This is a genomic window from Acinetobacter sp. GSS19 (genome assembly GCF_028621895.1).
Taxonomy (GTDB): domain Bacteria; phylum Pseudomonadota; class Gammaproteobacteria; order Pseudomonadales; family Moraxellaceae; genus Acinetobacter.
The window spans coordinates 140,516-160,408 of record NZ_CP117520.1; the positions used below are offsets into that span (position 1 = coordinate 140,516).

Annotated in this window: 19 protein-coding genes; 11 read left to right on the forward strand and 8 right to left on the reverse strand. The window is 46.4% G+C overall.

Going from position 1 to position 19,893, the window contains the following annotated elements; all coding sequences use genetic code 11:
* The first annotated feature begins 109 nt into the window (after positions 1-109).
* Entirely contained in the window at positions 110-655 is a 546-nt protein-coding gene (locus tag PGW99_RS00735; RefSeq protein ID WP_273778167.1) for a DUF2726 domain-containing protein, read from the forward strand.
* Here the strand turns inward: PGW99_RS00735 and PGW99_RS00740 are convergent.
* From PGW99_RS00740 to PGW99_RS00760, 5 genes are all read right to left on the reverse strand, one after another.
* Positions 652-1,011, reverse strand: a complete 360-nt coding sequence (locus PGW99_RS00740; protein ID WP_273778169.1) for a RidA family protein — start codon at positions 1,009-1,011, stop codon at positions 652-654. The two genes, PGW99_RS00735 and PGW99_RS00740, sit on opposite strands and share 4 nt — an antisense overlap.
* A gap of 325 nt (positions 1,012-1,336) precedes the next feature.
* Positions 1,337-2,395 carry a DNA polymerase IV gene (dinB, locus tag PGW99_RS00745; protein ID WP_273778170.1) on the reverse strand — a complete coding sequence of 353 codons (1,059 nt, stop codon included), beginning with the start codon at positions 2,393-2,395 and terminating at the stop codon, positions 1,337-1,339.
* Positions 2,395-3,138 carry a glycoside hydrolase family 25 protein gene (locus tag PGW99_RS00750; protein WP_273778172.1) on the reverse strand — a complete coding sequence of 248 codons (744 nt, stop codon included), beginning with the start codon at positions 3,136-3,138 and terminating at the stop codon, positions 2,395-2,397. The genes dinB and PGW99_RS00750 overlap by 1 nt, the downstream gene beginning before the upstream one ends.
* Before the next feature lie 75 nt (positions 3,139-3,213).
* Positions 3,214-4,602 carry a multidrug transporter subunit MdtD gene (gene mdtD, locus PGW99_RS00755; protein ID WP_273778174.1) on the reverse strand — a complete coding sequence of 463 codons (1,389 nt, stop codon included), beginning with the start codon at positions 4,600-4,602 and terminating at the stop codon, positions 3,214-3,216.
* Between the two features lie 137 nt (positions 4,603-4,739).
* Positions 4,740-5,369, reverse strand: a complete 630-nt coding sequence (locus PGW99_RS00760) for a TIGR00730 family Rossman fold protein (RefSeq protein ID WP_273778175.1) — start codon at positions 5,367-5,369, stop codon at positions 4,740-4,742.
* A gap of 336 nt (positions 5,370-5,705) precedes the next feature.
* Here PGW99_RS00760 and PGW99_RS00765 point away from each other — a divergent pair, with 336 nt between their 5' ends.
* Genes PGW99_RS00765 through PGW99_RS00775 form a run of 3 tightly spaced genes read left to right on the forward strand, consistent with a single transcriptional unit; the run spans position 5,706 to position 8,504 of the window.
* Complete coding sequence (locus PGW99_RS00765) at positions 5,706-7,289, forward strand: TerC family protein (protein WP_273778176.1); 1,584 nt, start codon at positions 5,706-5,708, stop codon at positions 7,287-7,289.
* A 54-nt stretch (positions 7,290-7,343) separates the two neighbouring features.
* A complete protein-coding gene (locus PGW99_RS00770; RefSeq protein WP_273778177.1) occupies positions 7,344-7,811 on the forward strand; it encodes a YchJ family protein in 468 nt (155 codons plus the stop codon).
* A 48-nt stretch (positions 7,812-7,859) separates the two neighbouring features.
* A complete protein-coding gene (locus tag PGW99_RS00775) occupies positions 7,860-8,504 on the forward strand; it encodes a trimeric intracellular cation channel family protein (protein ID WP_273778178.1) in 645 nt (214 codons plus the stop codon).
* 86 nt (positions 8,505-8,590) lie between these two features.
* On the opposite strand, the gene PGW99_RS00780 is transcribed toward PGW99_RS00775, so the two are convergent.
* On the reverse strand, positions 8,591-10,333 hold the full coding sequence (locus PGW99_RS00780) for a hypothetical protein (RefSeq protein WP_273778179.1): 1,743 nt from the start codon (positions 10,331-10,333) through the stop codon (positions 8,591-8,593).
* Positions 10,334-10,623: 290 nt separating this feature from the next.
* Here PGW99_RS00780 and parC point away from each other — a divergent pair, with 290 nt between their 5' ends.
* Positions 10,624-12,846, forward strand: a complete 2,223-nt coding sequence (parC, locus tag PGW99_RS00785; RefSeq protein WP_273778180.1) for a DNA topoisomerase IV subunit A — start codon at positions 10,624-10,626, stop codon at positions 12,844-12,846.
* Between the two features lie 150 nt (positions 12,847-12,996).
* Positions 12,997-14,676 (forward strand): long-chain-fatty-acid--CoA ligase, encoded by a 1,680-nt coding sequence (locus PGW99_RS00790; RefSeq protein WP_273778182.1) that lies wholly within the window; start codon positions 12,997-12,999, stop codon positions 14,674-14,676.
* A 35-nt stretch (positions 14,677-14,711) separates the two neighbouring features.
* On the opposite strand, the gene PGW99_RS00795 is transcribed toward PGW99_RS00790, so the two are convergent.
* Complete coding sequence (locus PGW99_RS00795; protein ID WP_273778183.1) at positions 14,712-15,092, reverse strand: hypothetical protein; 381 nt, start codon at positions 15,090-15,092, stop codon at positions 14,712-14,714.
* Between the two features lie 109 nt (positions 15,093-15,201).
* Between PGW99_RS00795 and PGW99_RS00800 the strand changes: the two genes are divergently transcribed.
* The 5 genes from PGW99_RS00800 (at position 15,202) to PGW99_RS00820 (ending at position 18,305) form a co-directional block, all read left to right on the forward strand.
* The gene (locus PGW99_RS00800) at positions 15,202-15,600 is read left to right on the forward strand and encodes an MAPEG family protein (protein WP_273778185.1); all 399 of its coding nucleotides are present in this window, start codon (positions 15,202-15,204) and stop codon (positions 15,598-15,600) included.
* A 126-nt stretch (positions 15,601-15,726) separates the two neighbouring features.
* Positions 15,727-16,254: an inorganic diphosphatase gene (gene ppa, locus PGW99_RS00805; RefSeq protein WP_273778186.1), complete on the forward strand. Its 528-nt coding sequence runs from the start codon at positions 15,727-15,729 to the stop codon at positions 16,252-16,254.
* Positions 16,255-16,427: 173 nt separating this feature from the next.
* Positions 16,428-17,270 carry a hypothetical protein gene (locus tag PGW99_RS00810; protein ID WP_273778188.1) on the forward strand — a complete coding sequence of 281 codons (843 nt, stop codon included), beginning with the start codon at positions 16,428-16,430 and terminating at the stop codon, positions 17,268-17,270.
* Between the two features lie 26 nt (positions 17,271-17,296).
* Positions 17,297-17,476: a hypothetical protein gene (locus PGW99_RS00815; RefSeq protein ID WP_273778189.1), complete on the forward strand. Its 180-nt coding sequence runs from the start codon at positions 17,297-17,299 to the stop codon at positions 17,474-17,476.
* Between the two features lie 19 nt (positions 17,477-17,495).
* Complete coding sequence (locus PGW99_RS00820; RefSeq protein ID WP_273778190.1) at positions 17,496-18,305, forward strand: TorF family putative porin; 810 nt, start codon at positions 17,496-17,498, stop codon at positions 18,303-18,305.
* 43 nt (positions 18,306-18,348) lie between these two features.
* On the opposite strand, the gene PGW99_RS00825 is transcribed toward PGW99_RS00820, so the two are convergent.
* Positions 18,349-19,836 (reverse strand): YifB family Mg chelatase-like AAA ATPase, encoded by a 1,488-nt coding sequence (locus PGW99_RS00825; RefSeq protein ID WP_273778191.1) that lies wholly within the window; start codon positions 19,834-19,836, stop codon positions 18,349-18,351.
* Positions 19,837-19,893: the final 57 nt, after the last annotated feature.

Sequence of the window (19,893 nt, forward strand, 5' to 3'; positions counted from 1 at the left end):
TAAGCTGGATTATAAAGAACGATTCATTTTCCCAGGGTAGGGAATCTGCATATTAAAAAGCCCGGTAAAAAATCGGGATGTATTATAAAAATGAAAGGGATCAACGAAAATGAATTTCTATATTGCGGCGGGCATCGTACTGTTGGTGCTAGCCTCGCTGGTGGCGCTCCGCAGCCTGAAAACCCAGCGCCAACAAGACAGCCCATTAAAACGGCGAGCCATCTTTAATTTGAATGAGCAGCTGACGTTCCGACGTCTGTGTGAAGTGTTGCCAGATGCGATTATCTTGGCACATGTGTCATTCGATGCGTTACTCACCACTAAATATCCGCGTACTCGCCATAAATACCGTCATATGATGGCGGACTTTGTGGTCTTGAACCGCCAGTATCAAGTCATGGCGATTGTTGCACTCGAAGATGCCTCTAGTGTCAAAGGCTTGCAACAGGAACATTATCAGGATGCTCTGCTGCAAATGGCGGGTTATCGCGTGCTACGTTATCCTCGAGTGCCAGATTATCCACGTCTGCATACCGATTTTTTGCAGGATTTACAGGAGCTTGAGCAGACGGCTGTGCTGAATGAAGATATCAACCGAAAATATTCGCTGTACCCGTCAGACAAGAACAAAGTTTTGGGCGAGTCGCGTATTTAGGATGCTGCCACGACGGCTGTGACCGTCATTTCGACCAGAACATCAGGGGCATACAGTTTGGCTTCTACACAGGTGCGCGGAGGAGCAGCCCCTTCGGGTACCCAGCGATCCCAGATTTCGTTCATGGCTTGATAGTCACGTTCAATATCTTGCAGAAAAATCATGACCGATAAAATATGACGTTTATCACTGCCGGCCTCAGCCAACAGGCGATCAATGATGTCCAGCGTTTGTTGGGTTTGAGAACGGATATCTGCACGGGTATCACTCGCCAGTTGACCTGCCAGATGAATGAGTTGGCCTGAAATGGCAACTTCACTAAAGCGTTTTTCGACATGCAGGCGTTGAACAGACATAAACAGGCTCTCAAACAACAAAAGAGGATATGTGCCTTAAGGACAAGGCAACTGTGACTTAGAACGGTCATGGACTGTGATTGTAAAGACAAGAGGGGAATGACGCAAAAGCATTTTGCACAGGGGAGAGCACAAGGCAAAAAGAGGGTGCCCTGTAATATTTCGGATTGGATCGTCACGCAAACTACAGGACAGTGTTAGCCGAACCCGAGTGTGGTTCTCTAACCCAGCTCGATACAAGGGTAAATGTATCGCAGGCATAGGGTACATCAAAACCTACTGAAAATGTCAGTCCTTTGGTAAATTTTTGCTTTTCTGTTTTTGATCATAGGCTCAGATCCAGTTGTTGATTGGCGGAAAGGGAATCGAGTTGACTGACTCCCACACCGACCAGGCGAAATTTCTCTGCGGGTTCGATATGCATTTCACTCAGCAGTTGCCAAATGGCCTGCTGTAACTCGGTCAACTGTCGAAAAGGCTGCTGATAGGTTTTGCTGTGCTGACGAATGTGAAATTGTGGATCTTTCAGTTTGAGTTGCAGGCCTCGTGCCATCAGCTGTTTCTGCTCTAGACTGTGCCAGACCTGCTCGGCCAGTTGTAACCAGGCGCTCTGGCATTGCATTAGCGATAGATCAGTGGGAAAGGTGATTTCTTTGGAAATCTGCTGACGAATACGCTGGGCCTGTACCGGACGTTCATCCATGCCCTGACTGTATAAATACAGCTGCCGGCCGTATTTGCCGAATTGTTGAATCAGGATGGCTTCATCAATTTTTTGTAAATCACCAAGCGTATACAGCTCAAGATCCTGCAATTTCTGTTGGGTGACTTTACCAACGCCGGGAATTTTTTTCAGAGGCAAATCGTGAATAAAGGCCTGTACCTGACGGGGCTTGATGACACATAAGCCATTTGGTTTATGCCAATCTGAAGCAATTTTAGCCAGAAACTTATTAGGTGCAACCCCAGCCGAGGCGGTTAATCCAGTGTGCTGATAGATTTCCGCCCGGATGGCTTCGGCAACTGCGGTCGCCGAGGCTAATCCCAACAGATTATCGGTCACATCGAGATAAGCTTCATCGAGAGAAAGCGGTTCGATCAATGGTGTATAGCGCTGAAAGATCTGATGGATTTGTGCAGAAACCTCACGATATTTGGCAAAATCAGGAGGCAGCACAACCACCTGAGGACAACGTTTACGTGCTGTGGCCATCGACATCGCCGAGTGCAGGCCAAATTGCCGGGCAGGATAAGAGGCTGCTGCAATCACTGCACGTGGATGATGCGAGGCAATGACCACCGGAAGCTGTTGCAAATCAGGACGTTCACGCAGTTCAACCGAGGCATAAAAAGCATCCATATCAATATGAATAATCTTGCGCATCAGTGATCTGCCTGAATCCCGAGATGTTTTAAATAACGCCGCCATTCACGTGCCGAACCTGCGTAGACATTTAAATCGACTGCTTTGTTAATCCCGTCAATTTTCCCTTGTGCGGTATATTGCCAGAACAGCCATTCACGGCCATCTTTGAGTTTCGGCTGTGCCCGATATTCACGTAACCAGATTGGAGTCTGCTGAAACTGGCCGATCAGCACAATATTGTAGAATTTCCGCGATACATAAAAAATAGGAGCTTTGCCATAATGCTGATGCAGCCGGTCATGCATGGTTTTAATCTGTTGTAGCAGCTGTTCTTTGGTGTAGTGGTTAATGCACTGGTTGTCATATTCCAGATCAATTACCGGTGCAAGTGCATCGGGTCGTTTCGGGACGGTGGCAATAAAATTATCCGCCTGTATCTTGCCATCGCGGCATAACCGATAAAAATGATAGGCACCAACATGTAAACCGCGTTCGCGTGCTTTTAGCCAATTGTCCTGAAATTTCGGGTCTTGAAAATCGCCCCCTTCTGTGGCCTTCAGGTAAACAAACTGATAGCGCTGTGGTGAAATTTTATTCCACTGAATGTCACCTTGATGATGCGAAACATCAAAGCCATGAATTGAGAAATCTTCTGCGCTGACTGAACGCCGACTCAGAAAAAAAGCATAGTCCAGCAGTCCGCCCACAAGCAGTAATATCAGTAGTAATAAGATCCAGCGTGCTCGGGTTTTCCGTGGCATGATGAGACACAAGAACAGATGATGCGCTTAAGCTTAGTCCGATTAATGACAAATTTCGAGCAGAATTCGCAAGATTCAGGCATTTTTCGGGATGCGGATAAAGATCAGCAAGGCAATGATATTGATGGCACCAAGACAAATTAAGGTTGCATGAAAGGCTTGGGTGATCTGCCCGGTGCCATACTGCTGTGTAAAAAAGTTGATCAATGTTCCAGCCAGCGCCACGCCAATACTCATGGAAACCATCTGGATCATGGAAAGGAAACTGTTGCCTTTACTGGCATCCTGTTGCGGTAGATCTTTCAGCGTGAGGGTATTCATGGAAACAAACTGCAGGGAGTTGAGCAGCCCCATCAAAAAGAAATGCAGGCTGCGTAGCCACAAAGGCATATCGGCCGTGGTCAGTGCGAAACTGGCAATACACAGTCCCATCAGCAAGGTATTGATCAACAGGAAACGCTGATAACCCAAGGCCTGAATCATCGGGCGAATGATGGGTTTGGAAGCCAGTGAACCTAGCACCAGTGGCATCATCATCAGACCGGTTTCGATCGGGCCAATGCCAAAAACCACCTGTAGCATCAGTGGCAGCACAAAGGGAATGGCGTGACCACCGAAGCGGGCAAAAATATTGCCTAAAATACCAATGGAAAATACTGGATTGTCGCGAAACAGTCGGCTACGAAACAGTGCATTGTGATGCCAGTGCGCGTGAAAGGCATAGGCCAACATCGCCAGCAGGCCGAGGCCCAGCAATCCCCATCCCAACCTACTGGAATAATGTGAGTTAGCGGCTACTTCCAGTGCTAGAGACAGGCCGACCATACTGATCAGTAGTAAAATGAACCCCCTGAAGTCGAAACGGTTCACTTGGGTTTCTTTGACGTTTGGCATGATTTTCAAGGTAAGCAGGCAGCCGATAATGCCAATTGGAACATTAATCAGGAAGATCCAGTGCCAGGAAAAAGCGGCCACCAGCCAGCCTCCAAGACTGGGGCCCATCAACGGACCTAACAATCCTGCCAGACTCATCAGGCTCATGGCTGCGAGGAACTGTTGTCGTGGAATGATTTTCAGCATGGATAAACGCCCGATCGGCAGCAGCAGTGCACCGCCAATGCCTTGAACCACGCGGAAAAATAACAGTTGATTGAGTGTGCCGGAAAGTCCGCAGCCGAGCGAGGCCAGCGTAAAAATCACAATTGCTGACAGATAGGTATTGCGCACACCAAACCGGTCAGCCAGCCAGCCGCTGAGCGGGATACAAGCAGCCGCAGCCAGAACATAGGCCACGACGACACTGTGCATTTTCAGCGGGTTTTCACCGAGCTGCTTGGCCATTTCAGCCACCGCAATATTGACAATCGTGGTGTCTAAGCCCTGCATAAAAAAGCCAATCGCCACCAGCAAAACCAGAAAGCGAAATTGTGGATGAAGGGCTTGATGCTGGGTCACGCTGCTCATGATGAAAAAGAGATAAAGGTTTGCTCTAGTGTAAAGCAAATGTCATCAAAATGATCCCAGGCAGATCAGTATCAGAGGGCAAGGCAAGAGATAAAAAGCGGGGGAGATCCCGCTTTTATAAAAAAGAGGATACGCCTTTACAGCACGACATGCTGTGGGCTATGCAAATTACGCAGGGCATTGATAATCTGATCGGCATGGTTACAGATGATTAGTTTGGCACGGTGTTGTGGCGGCAAGAAACCTTCGGCAACGGCATGATCCAGTTGTGCGACCATGTGGTCATAGAAACCGTTGACATTGTAGAGCATCATCGGTTTCTGATGCTGATTAAGCTGCCCCCAAGTGGCAATTTCCAGAATTTCTTCAAAGGTACCTAAACCACCGGGCAAGGCAATAAAGGCACTGGCACGTTCAGCCATCATGGCTTTGCGTTCATGCATGGTGCTGACCACGTGCAACTCGGTCAGTTGGTGATGTGCCACTTCATAATCCAGCATAAATTCAGGAATCACCCCGACCACTTCACCGGCATGCTGCAAGACACTATTCGCAACCTCTCCCATCAAACCGATACTGGCACCACCATACACAACACCAAAACCAAAATCGGCGATCTGCTGGGCCAGGGCAATGGCTTTTTCACGGTAAATCGGTTTGTTGCCCGCGCGTGAGCCGCAATACAAAGCGACTAGTGGACGAGTGGCACTTTGTTGAGTGAGTTGAGTTGGGAGAGGAGAGCTGGTCATTTCTAATACACTATTCATTGTTTTATTTTCACCTTAACATGTTTTTTATCGCTAATTGTTAGCTTAGGTAGAAAATGTGACATCTTGAAGAGCGCTGTATGGTGTCTTTGCAAGGCTTTGTATGGGCTTAGTGAATTGCACCTTCTGCTCAAACAAAAAAGATGAATTTCAGTAAATTCTTGCCTATACTGAAAATCTGTTTAACTACAAATGAAAGCACATGGGCAGTGGTTGTTGTCGCTCCGAAACTTACTCTTTAGACCAGAAAAATAATGTTCATCCCGTTTGGGATCCTGATTTCATGAATTGGCCTGTTACTCGTTTTAAATCCGTCCTTTGGCAGGAGAAGTCCCGATGATTTTTGAATGGATGTCGGATCCTTCCGCCTGGGTCGGTCTGGCGACCCTGATTGTTCTCGAAATTGTGCTGGGTATTGATAACCTGGTTTTTATTGCGATTCTGGCGGAAAAATTACCGCCCGAACAGCGCAATGCTGCCCGTCTGCTGGGTCTCATGCTTGCGCTGGGCATGCGCCTGATCCTGTTAGCTTCGATTGCCTGGGTCGTGACACTGACCCAGCCGCTGTTCCATATTTTTGATCATCCTTTTTCCGGACGTGACCTGATCCTGCTGCTTGGCGGTACCTTCTTGCTGTTTAAAGGCACGATGGAGCTGCATGAACGGATCGAAGGCCATCAGCCACATAAAGAAGAAAGTCCGGTACATGCCGCATTCTGGATGGTGATTGTGCAGATTGTGGTGCTGGATGCGGTCTTCTCACTGGACAGTGTGATTACCGCCGTTGGTATGGTGAAAGAACTGTCGATCATGATGGTGGCAGTCGTGATTGCCGTGGGCATTATGCTGTGGGCATCACGACCTTTGATGGAGTTTGTCAATAAACATCCAACCGTGGTCATTCTCTGCCTCGGCTTCCTGATGATGATCGGTTTCTCTTTAATTGTAGAAGGTTTTGGTTTCCATATTCCAAAAGGCTATCTGTATGCTGCGATTGGTTTCTCGGTATTGGTCGAGATGGTCAATCAGCTGATGCGCCACAACCAGGAAAAACTGGTCACTACCACCGATTTGCGTTACCGCACGGCCTCTGCCGTGTTGCGGATGCTGGGTAGCCAACACAAGACTGAAACCACCAATCAAGAGCAGGAAGATGTTTTAGCGACCCAAGCCTTTGCTAAAGAAGTGTTTGATGAAGATAATGGTGTTTATCACAGCGTGCTGGTGCAAGGTGTATTGAGCCTGTCAGAACGCCCAGTGAAATCGGTGATGACCCCTCGCCCAGAGTTGGAATGGATCGATCTGGAAGAAGATGCTGAACTGATCAAACAGCAGCTGATGTCAATGACGCATTCCCGACTGATTGTGGCACATGGTGAGCTCGATAACATTGCCGGGATTGTGCTGACCCATAAAGTGTTAAATGAGTATATTGAAACTGGTGTGCTGAATTTTGAAAAACATCTGCGTGAACCGGTGATTGTGCATGAAAATGCTCAGGTGCTGATGGTGATGGAGCAGTTACGTCAGGCACCCTTACAGATGGCGATCGTGCTGAATGAATATGGTTCAATTGAGGGGATTGCCACTCCAATTGATGTCCTTGAGGCGATTGCAGGTGAATTCCCGGATGAGGATCAAAGCGAAGCCGTTGCTGAGACCTTGGAGGATGGTTCTCTGATTCTGGAAGGTTCAACAGATATTCGTCATGTTTCCTTATTGCTGGGATGTGACTTGGTCGATGAAAACGAACACTATTCGACTTTGTCTGGCTATATGCTATGGCACTTGGGCCGTTTACCGCACAATGGCGAAAGCATGCAGGCGGAAGGTTATGTATTTGAAGTCCTCACGATGGATGGTCATAAAATCGAAAAAGTCCGGATTTATCAAGCTGTCAAAAATAAGTCTGCAGACTAGAGTTCTGTTGTGATTTAAAATAGCCCTCTTCTGAGGGTTATTTTTGGATCGGTTATGCAACCCAATACATGTCCCTGTGGCCAAGGTCTTTATCAGCAGTGCTGTCAGCCTTTGCACCAGCAGCAACAATATGCGGTCAGTGCAGAACAGTTGATGCGTTCGCGTTATAGTGCCTTTGCCTTGCAGCAAATCGATTATCTGATCCAGACCACGGCACTTGGACAACAAGCCGCTCTGGACCGGGCAGGGATTGCAGACTGGAGCCAGCGTAATCAATGGCTGAAACTGGAAATTCTGCAGGTACAGGAAAAAATCGGCAAAGCGCATGCGGCGGTAGAATTTCAGGCGCATTATCACGATGGGCAACAGGCTCAGGTACATCGTGAGTTGTCTTATTTTGTCCAGTACCAAGGGCGCTGGTACTTTCTGGATCCGACCTTAGACATGCAGATCACTATGAAGCAGCCGTGTGTCTGTGGCTCAGGGAAAAAATTTAAGCAGTGCTGTGCGCAATTTTTATGAGTTTAGCTTAGAATAGCGCGCATCTTGTACCCGGGCGGATGAAGGGCCATGTTATTGACCATCATTTATATTATAGCGATTACCGCGGAAGCGATGACAGGTGCACTGTCAGCAGGCCGACGCAGTATGGACTGGTTTGGTGTGGTTCTGATTGCCTGCGTCACTGCATTGGGTGGTGGTTCGGTACGTGATGTGCTGCTCGGGCATTATCCATTGACCTGGGTCAAACATCCGGAATATCTGGTGCTGACCTGCTGTGCGGCTTTTGTCACTATTATTATTGCCAAATGGATGAAGCACTTACGTTCTGTGTTTTTGGTACTCGATGCCTTGGGGTTGATCGGCTTTACCATTATTGGCTGTCAGATTGCCTTACAAATGGGGCAAGGTTTCGTGGTATCTGCCGTTGCTGGGGTGTTGACTGGGGTTTCGGGCGGGATCTTGCGCGATATTCTGTGTAATGATGTGCCTCTGGTTTTCCGTCGTGAGCTGTATGCGAGTATCTCGTTTGTGGCAGTGATCTGTTATTGGGTATGTATTGAAGTCGGTCTGTCGCTCGAACTGACCGTGATTTTTACCTTATTGTTCGGTTTTATTCTGCGTTTGATCGCGATTTATTTCGGTCTGGAAATGCCGAAGTTTATTTATCAGGATGAAGATGAGCAGTCCGCGTCATCAAAAGATGCCAGTTAACCGTACTTTTCTGTTTTTAAAGAAAAAGACCTGCATGTGACAGGTCTTTTTTTATGTGCAGCTTTTTCTGAATCAGGTCAGAGGGATTATATGGTTTTCCAAAGTTGGGAGGCTTTGCTCAAATCAAAGTTGAGCGTGGCAGACACACTTTGCAGATTAAAGTTGTTACGATCTTCAGGCAATTGCAACAAAATGGGTAAACGAGTGACACCGTTCTCACCATTGGCAAAAGCATAATTACGTTCTTTATTGTTAATCGAAATCAGGCTTTCGGATTCTAAATAGACACTTTGTTTCGGGTATTGTTTGGTGATCCGGATAATGTCCATATAGCATTCCTCACGAATCTGGTTCAGCATGTTTTTGAGTCGCTCGACTTCTTTTTGTTGCTGTTCTGATTTGCTGAATATACGCTTCAAGAAACCAGCTTTTTCCCCTTGTTCGCGCTCTTTCTGGCGGATTTGTAGTTGAATCTCGCGGCTTTGTTCAATCGCCTGATTGATTTGGTTGATCATCTGTTCGAGCGGTGCTTTGGCCAATTTGTCCTGCTGCAAGAAATGCTCTTCATTCTCAAACAACATAAAAATTTGCTGGCGACGCTTTTGCAGCAATTTCAGATAGGCGACCAAACGGTGCTTAAAAATCCGTGCCTGATTGTTAAAAAGAACAACAGGTTGATTGGAAAAGTCCTCATAGGCATTCAGAATTTCAGTCATCAGGCGTTGTATATTTAAGAAACTGAACTCCAGCTCATCGGGTTGCTGGATCGCGGTTCTTAGACCTTTTTGTAATGGCTCTAGAATATGCATGCTAAGCATTTTTTCGATATCCAGCAGACGTTCATTGACAAGTTGATCGACGGGATAACCGGCTGCATTTAACGGTTCATGCAAAAGCGGTAGCAGGTTTGTGTGATTGTAGTGATGTAGGCCTTCGATCAGCTGGATAATATTTTGATTGACCTGGCGCTGAATGGTAATCATACGACTGATTTGCCATTTAAAGTCCTGCTCCACATGCTCATCTGCAATCGTTGCGGGATCTAGTACGACCGCATTTAAATAGACTTTGTCTTCAAAACCAAAACTTTCTTCAGTCAGAAAGCGCCGAATAGAATAGGGGTTTTGTTCATACTCGGTTGGACTACCAATAATAAAAAAGAATTTTGAGCTCGCGATGACATCAAAATCGCGGATTTTCTGTTCTTTGAGCAAGAAATCCTGAAAAATGGGCAATTCCTGTTGAGCATAGTCACTTGGAGAAATAACCGAGAACCAGTCTCCGACAATTTCACGCTTGATATAGACTTCCAGAATAAAACAGCGGATTTGCTCTAGGGTCAGTTTGCGGATGGTCTCCGGTACAGCAAAATCCATGGTCCGGATCAGTGAAGCGGCGTCCTGTAAAAATGCCGTGCGCAGGGCATGTTTTTCTTTTTGAATTTCACTGTGGTCATCAAGTGGCATGTGATCAATTTCGTTCAGCACACTTTCCAGATAATCAGCGATTTGAAAGACATCCCGGTAGTTGGGTAATTTATCTAAGGTCAGCTGAATCTGTTTGCCGAGTTGGCGGATACTCGGATTACGAATCAATGCATCCAGAGCATCTACCCCCACATAACCTTTGAATTCAAAAGTTTCTTTCAGGGGGTCCCATTTAATATTCTTGTTTTTTAAATAATGGTCTTCAATGGTTTTATGCAGATGGGCGTCTGTGGTTTCGAAAATTTGCTCGATTTGGCGCTGCCAGTCTAGATCCAGAACTGGTGCGATTTGTTGTAATTTTGCCCGCAGCTGATAGGGAATATAGGCTTCCATTGCATCCATATCTTGTGACCTTATGTTGGATGATACAAGTGATTTTTAACCGCTGTTCTACACCACATTTAAAGCGTGATTATTATAGTGAAAACCCTAGATTTTTTGTGACTTATTTTACTTTTTTTTGACGAGTTGTTGGTTGTGTTGGTTTTTAACGGGAAAAAGAAAACCCGATCATATAAAACAAAAAGACAGAATTTGACGTGTTGTGATTCTTAATGCCCTTGTGCCCTATGCCGATGCGGCATAGCATAAGGCTTTCCTCCTATAATGATGAATCAGGATTATTGGTTGTTATGACGAGCCTTGCGCATCATGCGACAGAAAACCGTTCCGTAGCCGAGTTTACCGAACAAGCGTACCTCAACTATGCCATGTATGTGATCATGGACCGTGCTTTACCGCATATCAGTGATGGTTTGAAACCGGTACAGCGCCGGATCGTTTATGCCATGAGCGAGTTGGGCTTGAAGCATAGCGGAAAACCTAAAAAGTCGGCTCGTACCGTCGGGGATGTGCTGGGTAAATACCATCCGCATGGCGATTCGGCCTGTTATGAGGCGATGGTGTTGATGGCACAGCCATTTAGCTATCGTTATCCCTTTATTGAAGGGCAGGGAAACTGGGGTTCGCCGGATGACCCGAAATCCTTTGCCGCGATGCGTTATACTGAAGCCAAACTGTCGCAGTTTAGTGAATTACTGTTGTCTGAACTGGGTCAGGGCACCTGTGACTGGCAGGATAACTTTGATGGTTCACTCAAAGAGCCTGTGACTTTACCGGCCCGTGTACCCAATATCTTGCTGAATGGTACGACAGGCATTGCTGTGGGGATGGCAACTGATATTCCACCGCACAACCTGCGTGAAGTGGTGAAAGGCACCATCGCCCTGATTCGCAATCCGCAGTTGAGCGACAGCAAACTGGCGGAGTTTATTCCGGGACCCGATCTGCCTACGCAGGCGGAAATCATCACACCACCAGATGAATTGTTGAAAATTCAATCTACCGGCCGTGGCAGCTACCGTATGCGTGCGGTGTATACGGTGGAAAAAAACGAAATCATTATCAGTGAATTGCCGTATCAGGTGTCTGGTTCCAAGGTGATTAGCCAGATTGCTGACCAGATGCAGGCGAAAAAGTTACCTTTGGTCACCGACATTCGTGATGAGTCCGATCATACTCAGCCAACCCGCTTGGTGATTGTGCTGCGCTCGAACCGCATTGATGCCGATGCTGTGATGAGCCATCTGTTTGCCACCACAGATCTCGAATCCAGTTATCGGGTCAACCTGAACATGATTGGGGCGGATGCACGACCTCAGGTGAAATCGGTGCGACAAATTCTGTTGGAATGGATTGAAATCCGTAAACAAACTGTCACGCGCCGTCTGCAATATCACCTGAATAAAATTGAGAAACGCTTACATATTCTCGCCGGTCTGTTAATTGCCTATTTGGATATTGATACGGTGATTCGAATTATCCGTGAAGAAGACCAGCCCAAACCGGTGTTAATGTCGCATTTCAATATTGATGACATTCAGGCTGAAGCCATTCTTGAACTGAAATTGCGTCATCTGGCCAAGCTGGAAGAAATGGAAATCCGTCAGGAGCAGGATGAGCTTGCAGCCCGGGCAGCGGTGATTCGTGAACAGTTGGCCAATCCTGAATCTTTGAAAAACCTGATTATTCAGGAACTCAAAGACGACGCGAAAAAGTTTGGGGATGATCGCCGTTCACCGATCGTGCAGCGTCAGGAAGCGGTACAAATCAAGGAGCAGGATTTACTACCTGCCGAAGCAGTGACGGTGGTTTTGTCCGAAGCAGGTTGGATTCGTGCCGCGAAAGGAGCGGAAGTTGATGCCGCTAACCTGAACTATCGTGCTGGAGACCAGTACCTGAGCCACGCATCTGGTAAGTCCAACCAGCGGGTCTACGTACTGGATCAAACCGGGCGCAGTTATGCACTGGCGATTAATCAGCTGCCATCGGCACGTGGTTTGGGCGAACCATTAAGCTCCAAACTGTCACCAGCCAATGGGGTTTCGTTTATTCAGGTGCTGATTGCCGAGGATGAAAAAGAACTGTTGGCGATCAGCTCAAATGCCTATGGTTTCAAAACTCAGGCCAAACAGCTGGATACCAGTGCCAAGGCCGGTAAAGCCTTCCTGACCGTGGCAGAATCTGCTCAGGCTCTGCCAGTGCTGCCTGTGGAGAATGAGCAGAGCCATCTGGCCTTGCTGAGTTCGGCTGGGCGTTTATTGCTGGTCGAATTGTCAGAATTGCCAATGCTGAATAAAGGCAAAGGGAATAAGTTAATGCAATTAGAGGATGGTGAATCACTGCTTTGCATGACGACCCTGAATCTCAACGAGGTACTTCAGGTGGCAGCGGGACAGCAGCAGTTAAAACTGAAGGGCGATGACCTGAAAAAATATATCGGCAAACGTGCAGGTAAAGGACAGCTTTTACCGCGTGGCTATCAGAAAGCCAATAAACTCTGGGTTCAAAGATAGTACTGGTGTATTTTTCTAGAAATAGGCTATATATGAGCTTATTCATAGGAAATGGATGTAAGAGTGAGCAGAAACAAAGCGAACAACGAAGCTCACATTAAGAAAATAGCGTTGAAAAACTAAGGATTACTGATTGGAGATTTTGGCATTATGGAAAAAATTTGGTTCGCTGAATACCAAAAAACAGGGATTCCGGAAACAGTAGAATTACCTCCAGAAAATAGCTCTTTACTCGATGTTTTCGAGCGTAATTTTCAGAAATTTGGTACTCGTGATGCTTTTATCTTCATGGATAAAACGCTCAGCTTTAATGAGTTAGAGCTGGCTAGCCGTAAATTTGCAGCTTATTTGCAAAGTCTGGGCCTGGTTAAGGGAACCCGTGTTGCGGTCATGATGCCGAATGTCTTGCAGTATCCGGTCGTGGCTTTGGGTGTGTTCCGTGCTGGTCTGGTGTTGGTTAATGTCAACCCACTGTATACTGCACGTGAGCTTGAGCATCAGCTGAATGACTCGGGTGCCGAAGTTTTGGTAATTATTGAAAACTTTGCCACTGTCTATCAAAGCATCATTGGAAAAACACCGGTCAAGCACGTGATCATTGCGACCGTGGGCGATATGCTTGGCACCTTAAAAGGGACTTTGGTTAATTTCGTACTGCGCTCCGTACGTAAACAGATTCCGGCTTGGAACATTCCGGGCCATGTCAAATTCAATACAGCCATTAATAAAGTGAGCCCAAGCCAATACAAACGCCCGAACTTGACCCTCAGTGATACTGCTGTATTGCAATATACAGGGGGTACGACAGGTGTTTCTAAAGGGGCTGAGCTGACCCATCGCAATCTTGTGGCGAATATGCTGCAGTGTGATGGGATTTTCCAGAGCAAGTTTGGCAACAAAGACGGTGACAAAGACGATCGTATTTTCTGTGCCTTACCGCTCTATCACATCTTTGCTTTTATGGTGTGTGCCTTATACGGCATGTATAAAGGTCAGGCCAATGTACTGATTCCCAACCCGCGTGACTTGCCTGCGGTGATTAAAGAGCTGCGTAAATACCAGCCTACGTTCTTCCCGGCGGTCAATACATTATTTAATGCTCTGGTCAATAATGAAGAATTCCAACAGCTGGATCACAGTAAACTGAAAATGGCGATGGGCGGCGGTATGGCTGTTCTGCCATCAACGGCAGCGGCTTGGAAAAAGATTACCGGTACCACGATTATTGAAGGTTATGGCCTGTCAGAAACTTCTCCAGTTGCAACGGCGAATCCTCCAGCCTCGGAAGAGTTTAGTGGCACTATCGGTATTCCGTTACCGCTGACTGAACTGGCGATCCTCGATGATGAGGGTAACGAAGTACCCTTGGGCGAACAGGGTGAAATCTGTATCCGTGGGCCACAAGTCATGCGAGGCTATTGGAACCGTCCGGATGAAACAGCCAAGTCCATGACCGCCAATGGTTTCTTCCGCACGGGGGATATCGGGGTGATGAACGAGCGTGGCTATACTAAAATCGTTGATCGCAAAAAAGACATGATTCTGGTATCGGGCTTTAACGTCTATCCTTCTGAAATTGAAGAAGTCATCGCCAAACATCCAAAAGTGCTGGAAGTGGCCGCGATTGGTGTACCGGATGAAAAATCAGGGGAAGTGCCAAAACTGTTTGTGGTGAAAAAAGATCCATCACTGACCACCGAAGAAGTGCTGTCCTATGCCAAGCAGAATCTGACGGGCTATAAACGTCCACGTTATGTGGAATTTATGGATGAATTACCAAAATCCAATGTTGGCAAGATTCTGCGTAAAGATCTGCGTAAATCGGCTTAGTGATTCGATAAAAAAGCGCCTCAGGGGCGCTTTTTTTATTTCCGCATTAACCAGCGATCAAAATAAGGGCGACCCACCCCGACAATCCCGACAAAAATAAACAGGGTGCCGAACTGGCGGCTAAAACCGGAGATATTAAACTGTCCATAACTGAGCAGATTGTCGCTCAGGCAGTAAATCAGGATAACCAGCAACCAGTGCCAAAGCGGAAGGCGTTTAATTCCCACCGCAAAAAATGCCATTACCAGTACGACAAAGGTGCCGATCAGTGAACCAATATTCATATTGGCGCAAATGACGGCAAGCAAAAAAGCGGTAATCGGCAAGACAATTTTCATGACACGGTCGACTTGAAGCTGATGCTGGCGCTGCTTTTCCAGTATATCAAACATCTCTTTTTGCTCAGGACTGGTCATGTTGCTTCCTATATGGGCGGGTGATTAAAACAGCCTATTTAACAAAATTTATTTGCCAAACGCCATGCTATGATAAGGCGCTGAAGAAAAATTGAAGAGAATAATCGACATGCAGGGCATTAGCGGTATTATTTATCTCATTCTGGCAGCCTGTTTACTGCCTTATGTTTTTGCCATCATTGCCAAGATGACAGGCGGATTTAAACCGCATGATAACCAGAACCCGCGTGAATTTCTGGCGAAAACCACCGGTTTGGCAGCACGTGCCAATGCTGCACAGCAAAACAGTTTTGAAGGACTGCCGGTGTTTATAGCTGCAATTTTGATGGCCGAATACATGGTAGTGCCACAGGCAATTATCATGAACCTAGGGATTGCCTACCTGGTTTTTCGTGTGCTCTACGGGATTTGCTATCTGGCTAACTGGGCAACCTTACGTTCCATTATTTGGTTACTATCGCTGTTGTGCCCGATTTTTCTGCTGGTCATTACCGTGAAAATGACTTAACTGTGCAGCATTGCGAAATCTTGTCAAATTTTTCCAGCTAAACGGTATAATCACTGCGAAGTTTGCAGGACTGTAATCTGCGATCAAGATTTATCTCTATCATTTATATAGTCAAAGAGTGTTGCTATGAGCTACAACAATATCCCGCCGGGTAAAGATGCACCAAACGATATCTATGTGATTATTGAAATTCCTGCCAATGCAGCGCCAATCAAATACGAAATCGATAAAGACTCTGATGCGTTATTTGTAGACCGTTTCATGGGTACCGCAATGTTCTATCCAGCGAACTACGGTTATGTGCCAAATACCCTGTCTGAAGATGGTGACCCATTAGATGTGTTGGTTGTAACTCCACATCCAGTCGCACCAGGTTCAGTGATTCGTTGCCGTCCAGTGGGCAAACTGAACATGGAAGATGACGGTGGCGTGGATGCGAAACTTGTAGCTGTTCCACACGAAAAATTAACTCCGTTGTATAAAGATGTTCAGGAATATACGGATCTTCCAAAACTGTTGATCAGTCAAATTGAACATTTCTTCCAACACTACAAAGATTTAGAGCCAGGCAAATGGGTGAAAATCAGTGGTTGGGAAAGTGCTGACGTTGCGAAAGCTGAAGTATTGAAATCAATCGAAGCTGCGAAAAAATAATCATGAATTAACCTTTTGGTTGATTTTATGGTGCTATAAGAGGCTCGCTTTTGCGAGCCTTTTTTATTTAAATAAATTAACCATTTGGTAAATAAATTAACTTGAGCATATTTTAAACTGCATTTTTTCTGACTATAATCGCGCCTTCTTCGCTGTTCCTCTCTTTTTTGCTCATGAATAAATTTTCTGTTTTGCTTGGCAGTCTTGCCTTAAGCCCTGCATTGCTGTTTGCGCAAGAACCGGAATCACAAGATCAGGTTAAATTTTCTGGTTGGCTCAGTGTTGTTTCTGCCTATGTCTCTCGTGGTGGTACCAATAGTCCAGAGAATGATGATACGGTGTTGCAAGGCTACGTCAATGCCAATTACAAAGGTCTGTATGCAGCGTATTGGGTGTCAAAACTAGGTTATTCATTTAGTGAAATTCAGGACAAGGTGGCAATTGGCTCCAATTCACAATTGTCGGATAAGCAGAAACAACAGGCCTTGGCAGATTTAAAAACACCATCTTCCGACTACTATGAACATGATTTCTTTGTCGGTTATAGCAATAAATACAAAGACTGGAATTATGACCTGAATGTCGCGACTTATTATTATCCAGGCAGTGACCATACGACGGGTGTCGAAGCAGGTGTCAGTGCAGGTCGCACCCTTAATCCGGCAATCGGTAACAGTTTCCGTATCGGAGCACAAACCTATTTCAATGACACCGTGTATATGAACCAATGGGACAGTTATTTTAGTCTGGACTACAGTCATCCATTGCCGCAGGGCTTTCAGCTGGATTTATCCACTGGTGTTTCGTATTACCAGGATAATGGCAAGTTTGAAGGTGGAACCTTTTTGAATACTGAAAAAGACTGGGTTTTCCGTCACGCATCAGCACAAGTGTCACATTCCTTGTTTAATAATGACAAAGCACGTGGCTGGCTCAAATATGTCGTAGGTGGTGAAAACCGTGCGGGTGTAGATCAGAAAAATATGCTCGTTGCGGGAATGCGTTACCATTTCTAAGACGGTTTTTTCGATCAGTGCATAAGTTGAATAAAATTTATGCACTTTTTTTATGCATAAAAAATGGCAGGGCTCAAAAAAGAACAACAATAGTTCAAGAAAATCCTTTTTGTGATAGAGGATCCCTGGCTGAACTTGGCACAGCAATTGCTAATACTAGAGTGGATAAACCACTTTTCGCAAAAACAGCAAAAACCAATGATTAAAAATTGGGGGAGAGCAAAAATGAAAAAATTGGCATTGAAAACACTGAGTTTAAGTGTCTTGGCGAGTACTTCAGTGATGGCAATGGCCGAAGACAAACCATCGCTTTATGGGGTCACCGCTTCAGGGAATGTTGCAGTCACCACAGATTATCGCTTCCGTGGTATTTCACAATCTTCGAATGATGCCGCTATTCAAGGCGGTTTGACCTTTAACCACAAATCCGGTGCTTATTTGGCTTTATGGGGCTCTAGTATTAAGTTTGATGGTTATGAAGGGGTGTCTACTGAAACTGATGCAACTCTCGGTTATACCAACACCCTGAAGCTGTCGGAAAGTTTTGCACCAACCTATGATGTTGGGGTCACTCACTATGGCTATATTGGCTCGGATTCTGAATTTGAGAACAATGGCGATACCGGGATGGCCTTTACCGAAGTGTTCGGTAAGTTAACCTTTGCGGAAACACTGTTCAAAGGGGATGCCTTAAGTCTGGGTGTGGCGTATTCCGATGATTATTGGGGTCACAGTGATGAGTTCTGGTATTTTAACGCAGGCTATTCAGCACCAATCGCCAATACCGGGTTTAATGGAGTTGCTTCTGTCGGCTACAATAAATTGAAAAATAAGGAATCTTTGCTGGTCGTTGCGGGTGGTCCAGGCAAAGACGATGACTATATCGATTACAAAGTGGGCGTAAACTATAACGTGCTTGGAATTACCGCGCAATTGGATGTGGTCGGTACTAATATCAGTACAACAGGGATGACGGATGCACAGAAGAAACTATATGACACGGGTGCTGTCTTTACCTTGACGAAAACCTTCTAATTCTTGGTATCCAATGAAAGCGAGAGTTTAACTCTCGCTTTTTTTATGTCTGGCTGCCGCGATAGGACAATGCTTCACTTAAATGCACATTCTGGATCTGTTCACTTTCTGCCAAATCGGCAATAGTACGGGCAACACGCAACACCCGATGATAGCCGCGGGCGGATAAATTTAAACGCTGTTGAGCGAGGTCAATTAAATGTTGCGCTGCCGAATCGAGTGAGGCAAAGCGCTGCAGTTGCTGCGGAGACAGTTGATGATTCAGTCCATTTTGCCGTTGTATTTGTCGCTCATAAGCCTGCACGACACGGCTACGAACGCTGGCTGAGTTTTCTACCGGAGCGGTTGATTGTAACTCCTGACTAGAGAGTGGCGGGACATCAATATGCAAATCGATCCGGTCTAGGAGAGGTCCCGAGATCCGGTTCTGATAGCGTTTAATCGCTTCGGTTGAACATTGGCAGCGTTTGTCCTGATGGAAAGCATAACCGCAAGGACACGGATTCATGGCGGCAATTAACTGAAAGTTGGCCGGAAAGGTCATTTGTCGCGAAGCACGCGAAATGACAATTTCCTTGGACTCTAGTGGCTGGCGTAAGACTTCAAGTACCTTGCGATCGAATTCTGGTAACTCATCCAGAAACAGTACACCTAAATGTGCCAAAGTAATTTCTCCCGGTTTGGGGGAAGAACCTCCGCCGACCAAGGCAATTGCAGAAGCCGTATGGTGTGGTGCACGGAAAGGACGTTGTCCAAAACGGTAGGCAGTATTGGCAATCGAATAGATACGGGCCACCTGCAAATTTTCCTGTGCAGAGAGCGGTGGCAAAATACCGGCAAGTCGTGAGGCCAGCAAGGTTTTTCCAGTGCCAGGTGGGCCGCGAAAAAGCAGCGAATGGCCCCCAGCGGCTGCTATTTCCAGCGCACGACGCGGCCGTAACTGACCTTTGACATCGGCCAGATCGGGGGCTTGCGGTTCTTCGACGGATTGCAGTGGTGCATGAACGGCACAAATTTTTTCTTGTTTTAAGAAATGTGCACAGACTTGTTTCAAGTGCTGAACCGGATAAACCGGGAAATCCGGTAATTGTGCTGCCTCACTTGCATTCAAAGCGGGCAACATCAGTTGGCGACCACTGTGCTGACAGGCCATCGCGATACTTAAAATCCCGCTGACCGGACGGAGGTGCCCATCAAGGGCCAGTTCGCCAATAAATTCAAACTCATCTGTCACCCCTTCAGGTAATTGTCCCGAAGCAATCAGGATGCCCAACGCAATCGCCAGATCCAGACGTGCGCCTTCTTTGGGCAGATCTGCAGGTGCCAGATTAATCGTCAGGCGTTTACTCGGAAACTGAAAACCACTGTTCAAAATTGCCGAACGTACCCGATCCTTGCTTTCGCGTACCGCTGCTTCTGGCAATCCGACAATTGTTAATGACGGTAAACCCTGGCTGACATGGACTTCAACCTCAATTGGAGGGGCTTGCAGCCCCAACAGGCTGCGGGTCTGAATTTTGGCAAAAGACATATTATTTTTCCGTTATTTTGCTTTATTTTTAATCGTTTTTGTCTTTATATTGCACTT